The sequence below is a fragment of the Streptomyces colwelliae genome, from assembly GCF_048158785.1.
Classification (GTDB): domain Bacteria; phylum Actinomycetota; class Actinomycetes; order Streptomycetales; family Streptomycetaceae; genus Streptomyces.
In genome coordinates this window covers 1-5,668 of record NZ_JBLTJC010000536.1, presented here as the reverse complement: position 1 = coordinate 5,668, position 5,668 = coordinate 1, and the positions used below count along the sequence as shown (strand labels likewise).

The following is a 5,668-nucleotide window of genomic DNA, read 5'->3' as shown; positions in this document are numbered from 1 at the left end:
GGGCCAGGCACCCCCGCCCCCACCGCCGGGCCCGGGCTGGGGCGGCGGCCACCCCGGCGGTCCGGCCGGCCCCGGAGGCCCTGGGGGCTACGGCGGCCAGGGAGGCTACGGCGGACCCGGCGGTTACGGCGCTCCCGGCGGCTGGGGAGCCGGCTGGGGCGGCCCCCCGCCCGCGGCCAAGCCCGGTGTGATCCCGCTCCGCCCCCTCGGCGTGGGCGAGATCCTCGACGGCGCCGTCTCCACCATGCGCACCTACTGGCGCACGGTCCTGGGCATCTCGCTCACCGTCGCCGTCGTCATGCAGACCGTCGTCGTCCTCGTCCAGGGCTTCGCCTTCAACGACCTCGCCAGCACCCAGGCCCTCGACGACCCGAACGCCAGCGCCTCCGAAGTGACTCGCGCCATGAGCGAGGCCTTCCTCAGCACCGGCGTCGTCTACCTGGTCGTCCTCATCGGCACCGTCGTCGCCACGGCCCTGCTCACCTCGGTCACCAGCCGTGCCGTGCTCGGCAAGCCGGTCACCGCCGGAGAGGCCTGGCGCGACGCCCGCCCCCAGGTACTCAAGCTGTTCGGCCTGATCTGCCTGCTGATCCTCATGGCCGTCGTCCTGATCGGCGTCCCCACCGTGCCCGGCATCATCGTGGCCGTCACCGGGTCGCAGGACGGGGGCATCGCGCTCGCCGTCATCGGTGGCCTCGCCGGCTGCGTGGTCACCCTCTGGCTGGCGATCCGCTTCTCCCTGGCCTCGCCCGCGCTGATGCTGGAGAAGCAGAGCATCGTGAAGTCGATGAGCCGCTCCGCGAAGCTGGTGCGCGGCTCCTGGTGGCGGATCTTCGGCATCCAGCTGCTCGCCCAGATCATCGCGAGCATCCTGTCGTCCATCCTCGTCATCCCGTTCGCCTTCATCGCCGGGCTGTTCAGCGGCGACGGCCTCAGCGGCCTCGTCGACGGCACCGGTGACCTCGGCTGGACGTTCCTCGTCATCAGCGGCATCGGCTCGGTGATCGGCCGCATGATCGCGTTCCCGATCACGGCGGGCGTCACCGTGCTCCTGTACATCGACCAGCGCATCCGCCGCGAGGCCCTCGACCTCGACCTGGCCCGCGCCGCAGGCGTCCAGGACTACGGCACCGCCGCCCCCGGCCCCACTCCGGGGAGCTGATGCGGTGAGCCTGGCGGGGGGAGTTCTCACAACGGCACCCGCGGCACTGCCGCGCGCCGTCGGATCGGCCGCAGGGGCACTGCTGCGCACCCACAGCACAGTCGTACGGTCATCGGCCCTCTCAGGGGACGAGCCGCCGGTGACGATTCCGCGCGACCCCGCGCGGGAGGCGGCCCGGCGTGAACTGTCCAAGCAGATGTACCACGAGAACGACCCCAGCCTGGTGCAGCGGGCCCTGGACGCCATCTGGGACTGGATCGACAAACTGTTCGGCAGGGCATCGGAGGCGGCACCCGGCGGCACGCTCGGCCTGGTCGTCGTCATCGTGGCCGTCCTCGCGGTCGGAGCCGCCCTGTGGTGGCGCCTCGGCACCCCGCGCCGCCAACCCGTCTCCGCAGCCGCCCTGTTCGAGGACGGCCCCCGCAGCGCCGCCGAACACCGCTCGGCCGCCGAGGCACACGCCGCCCAGGGACACTGGAACCCCGCCGTGCAGGAACGCATGCGTGCCATCGTCCGCGCCCTGGAGGAACGGGCCCTGCTCGACGCCCGCCCCGGCCGCACAGCCGACGAGGCGGTCGCGGAGGCAAGCCGCGCGCTGCCGTCGCACACGGCCGAACTGCGCGCCGCCGCCAGGCACTTCGACGACGTGACGTACGGCGGACGCGGCGCGAGCGAGCAGTCGTACCGCCGCATCGCCGAACTCGACCGCGACCTGGAGCGCGCCAGGCCCGTCCTCACGAGCAGCGCCCACAGCACGGCCCACCACACCAGCCAGGGGGCCGCCGAATGACCGCGGAGGCCACGCTTCCCGCCACCTCGGCCTCGCCGACCGCCCGCCAGGTGTGGACCCGCGCGCGGGGCATCCTCCTCGCGCTCGTGATCCTCCTGGCCGCCGCCGTGGCGATCGCCGCGATCCGCTCCGACGCCCGGCACGGCGACCTCGACCCACGCTCCGCCGACCCCTACGGCAGCCGCGCCGTCGCCGAACTCCTCGGCGACCGGGGCGTGTCCACGCGCGTGGTGACCACCCTGGCCCAGGCCCGCGCCGCGGCCGGCCCGGACACCACCCTCCTGGTCGCCGTCCCCGATCTGCTGACCAACAGTCAACAGTCCGGCCTGCACGCGGCGTTCGCGAACTCCGGCAGCCGTACGGTCCTCGTCGCCCCCGGTCCCGCGTCCCTGCCCCGGCTCGCCCCCGAGGTCACCGCGGACGCCGGGGTCAGCTACGACTCCCCGCTCTCCCCCGACTGCTCCCTGCCCGCCGCCCAGCGCGCGGGCGACGCGGAAACCGGCGACTACAGGTACAGGACCACGGCCGCCGACGCCGACGAGTGCTACCCCAGCGACGGCCGACCGACCCTGCTCCGGCTCCCGGACACGTCCGGGGGCGGCGACACCGTCGTCATCGGCTCGCCCGACATCCTCTTCAACAAGCGTCTCGACAAGCAGGGCAACGCCTCGCTCGCCCTCCAACTCCTCGGCTCCCGCCCCCATCTCGTCTGGTACCTCCCCTCGCTGTCCGACACCTCGGCCACCGACTCCGGCAGCCAGAGCTTCTTCGACCTGCTCCCCTCGGGCTGGCTCTGGGGCACCCTGCAACTGTTCATCGCAGCAGGCGTAGCCGCCCTGTGGCGGGCACGCCGACTCGGCCCCCTGGTGCCCGAAAAACTCCCCGTGGCGATCCGCGCCTCCGAAACCGTCGAAGGCCGCGCCCGCCTCTACCGCAAGGCCAACGCCCGCGACCGCGCGGCCAACGCCCTGCGCTCCACCACCCGCACCCGCCTCGCCCCCCTCGCAGGCGTCCCCGTCTCCCAGGCGCACGCGCCCGAAGCCCTGCTCCCCGCGCTCTCCGCCCACCTCCACGGCGACGGACAGACCCTGCACGCCCTCCTCTTCGGCCCGCCGCCCAGCGACGACGCGGCCCTCATCGCACTTGCCGACCAACTCGACGCCCTCGAAAGAGAGGTACGCCGTTCATGATGGACCCGACCACTGACAACGCCGGGACCACGGGGAATCCGGACACCGCCCGAGCCTCCCTCGAATCCCTGCGCGCCGAGATCGCCAAAGCCGTGGTCGGCCAGGACCCCGCCGTGACCGGCCTCGTCGTCGCCCTCCTCTGCCGCGGACACGTTCTCCTAGAAGGAGTCCCTGGAGTCGCCAAAACGTTGCTCGTCCGAGCCCTCGCATCCGCGCTCGAACTCGACACCAAGCGCATCCAGTTCACCCCGGACCTGATGCCGAGCGACGTCACCGGCTCCCTGGTCTACGACACCCGCTCCGCGGAGTTCCGCTTCCAGCCCGGCCCCGTCTTCACCAACCTCCTCCTCGCGGACGAGATCAACCGCACCCCTCCGAAGACCCAGTCGTCCCTGCTGGAGGCCATGGAGGAACGCCAGGTCACGGTCGACGGCACCGCTCGCCCGCTCCCCGACCCGTTCCTGGTCGCCGCGACGCAGAACCCCGTCGAGTACGAGGGCACGTACCCCCTCCCCGAGGCCCAACTCGACCGCTTCCTCCTCAAACTGACGATCCCTCTCCCCTCCCGCCAGGACGAGATCGACGTCCTCACCCGCCACGCCGAAGGCTTCAACCCACGCGACCTGCACGCCGCAGGCCTACGCCCCGTAGCCGGCCCCGCCGACCTCGAAGCAGCCCGCGCGGCCGTCGCCAAGACGACGATCTCCCCCGAAATCACCGCCTACGTAGTCGACATCTGCCGCGCCACCCGCGAGTCGCCGTCCCTCACCCTCGGCGTGTCCCCGCGCGGCGCCACCGCCCTCCTGGCCACCTCGCGCGCGTGGGCCTGGCTCACGGGCCGCGACTACGTCATCCCCGACGACGTGAAGGCCCTGGCACTCCCCACCCTCCGCCACCGCGTACAGCTGCGCCCCGAGGCCGAGATGGAGGGCGTGACAGCGGACTCCGTCATCAACGCGATCCTCGCCCACGTCCCGGTCCCCCGCTGATGGCCCTCACCGGACGTGCCGCCCTCCTCGCAGCCCTGGGCTCCCTCCCCGTAGGCATCTGGGAACCCAGCTGGACGGGCATCCTCGCCGTCAACGCCCCCCTGGCCGTGGCCTGCGCCTGCGACTTCGCCCTGGCCGCCCCGGTACGCCGCCTGAGCCTGACCCGCTCGGGCGACACCTCCGTACGCCTGGGCGAATCAGCCGACGTCACCCTGACCATCACCAACCCGTCCCGCCGCCCGCTCCGCGCCCGCATCCGCGACGCCTGGCCCCCCAGCAGCTGGCTCCCCGGCACGGAATTCGCCGCATCCCGCCACCACCTGACGGTCCCGCCCGGCGAACGCCGCCGCCTCACCACCCGCCTACGCCCCACCCGCCGCGGCGACCGCCAAGCAGACCGAGTAACGATCCGTTCCTACGGCCCTCTCGGCCTCCTCACCCGCCAAGGCACCCACGCGGTCCCCTGGGCGGTCCGCGTCCTGCCCCCGTTCACCAGCCGCAAGCACCTCCCCTCGAAGCTCGCCCGCCTGCGCGAACTCGACGGCCGCACCAGCGTGCTGACCCGCGGCGAAGGCACGGAATTCGACAGCCTGCGCGAGTACGTCCCCGGCGACGACACCCGCTCGATCGACTGGCGCGCCACCGCCCGCCAGACCACGGTCGCGGTACGCACCTGGCGCCCCGAACGCGACCGCCACATCCTCCTCGTCCTCGATACCGGCCGCACCTCAGCGGGCCGCGTGGGCGACGCCCCCCGCCTCGACGCCTCCATGGACGCAGCCCTGCTCCTGGCAGCCCTGGCCTCCCGAGCCGGCGACCGCGTGGACCTCCTCGCCTACGACCGCCGGGTCCGCGCCCTGGTCCAGGGCCGCACGGCACGCGACGTACTCCCGTCGCTGGTCAACGCCATGGCGACCCTCGAACCGGAACTCGTCGAAACAGACGCCCGAGGCCTGGCAGCCACCGCGATCCGCACGGCCCCCCGCCGCTCCCTGATCGTCCTGCTCACAAGCCTCGACACGGCCCCGGTCGAAGAGGGCCTGCTCCCCGTACTCGCCCAACTCACACAGCGCCATACGGTTCTGGTGGCATCCGTGGCAGACCCGCACATCGCCCGCATGGCCACGGCCCGTGGAAACACTGAGGCGGTCTACGAGGCGGCGGCTGCGGCACGCGCCCAGACCGAACGCGACCGCACCGCGGAAAAACTCCGCCGAGCCGGCGTCACCATCGTCGACGCGACACCGGACGATCTCGCACCGGCATTGGCGGACGCGTATCTGGCTCTCAAGAGCGCGGGACGCCTGTAATACGGCGGGCCCTGCTTTGAAAAAGCAGAACCCTTTGCCGAATTCAGGACCCTTAAACGCAGAAAACCCCTGTACCGAATAAACGGTACAGGGGTTTTCGCAATATTTGTTCGGCGGCGTCCTACTCTCCCACAGGGTCCCCCCTGCAGTACCATCGGCGCTGTAAGGCTTAGCTTCCGGGTTCGGAATGTAACCGGGCGTTTCCCTCACGCTATGACCACCGAAAC

Annotated in this window: 5 protein-coding genes and 1 rRNA gene; 5 read left to right on the top strand and 1 reads right to left on the bottom strand. The window is 72.2% G+C overall.

All coding sequences use genetic code 11. From position 1 onward, the window contains the following. The 5 genes from ACNFOC_RS50085 to ACNFOC_RS50065 all read left to right on the top strand — a co-directional run. The coding region (locus ACNFOC_RS50085; RefSeq protein ID WP_416965652.1) for a glycerophosphodiester phosphodiesterase family protein at window positions 1–1,162 on the top strand (1,162 nt) is incomplete at its 5' end. A gap of 4 nt (window positions 1,163–1,166) precedes the next feature. Then, on the top strand, window positions 1,167–1,952 hold the full coding sequence (locus ACNFOC_RS50080; protein WP_416965651.1) for a DUF4129 domain-containing protein: 786 nt from the start codon (window positions 1,167–1,169) through the stop codon (window positions 1,950–1,952). Next, window positions 1,949–3,142: a DUF4350 domain-containing protein gene (locus ACNFOC_RS50075; protein ID WP_416965650.1), complete on the top strand. Its 1,194-nt coding sequence runs from the start codon at window positions 1,949–1,951 to the stop codon at window positions 3,140–3,142. Before ACNFOC_RS50080 ends, ACNFOC_RS50075 begins: the two co-directional genes overlap by 4 nt. Beyond that, entirely contained in the window at window positions 3,142–4,131 is a 990-nt protein-coding gene (locus tag ACNFOC_RS50070) for an AAA family ATPase (RefSeq protein ID WP_406125770.1), read from the top strand. The genes ACNFOC_RS50075 and ACNFOC_RS50070 overlap by 1 nt, the downstream gene beginning before the upstream one ends. After that, on the top strand, window positions 4,131–5,441 hold the full coding sequence (locus ACNFOC_RS50065) for a DUF58 domain-containing protein (protein ID WP_416965649.1): 1,311 nt from the start codon (window positions 4,131–4,133) through the stop codon (window positions 5,439–5,441). The genes ACNFOC_RS50070 and ACNFOC_RS50065 overlap by 1 nt, the downstream gene beginning before the upstream one ends. Window positions 5,442–5,549: 108 nt before the next feature. Here ACNFOC_RS50065 and rrf read toward each other — a convergent pair. Continuing rightward, window positions 5,550–5,666: ribosomal RNA gene (gene rrf, locus ACNFOC_RS50060) — 5S ribosomal RNA — on the bottom strand. Window positions 5,667–5,668 lie beyond the last annotated feature (2 nt).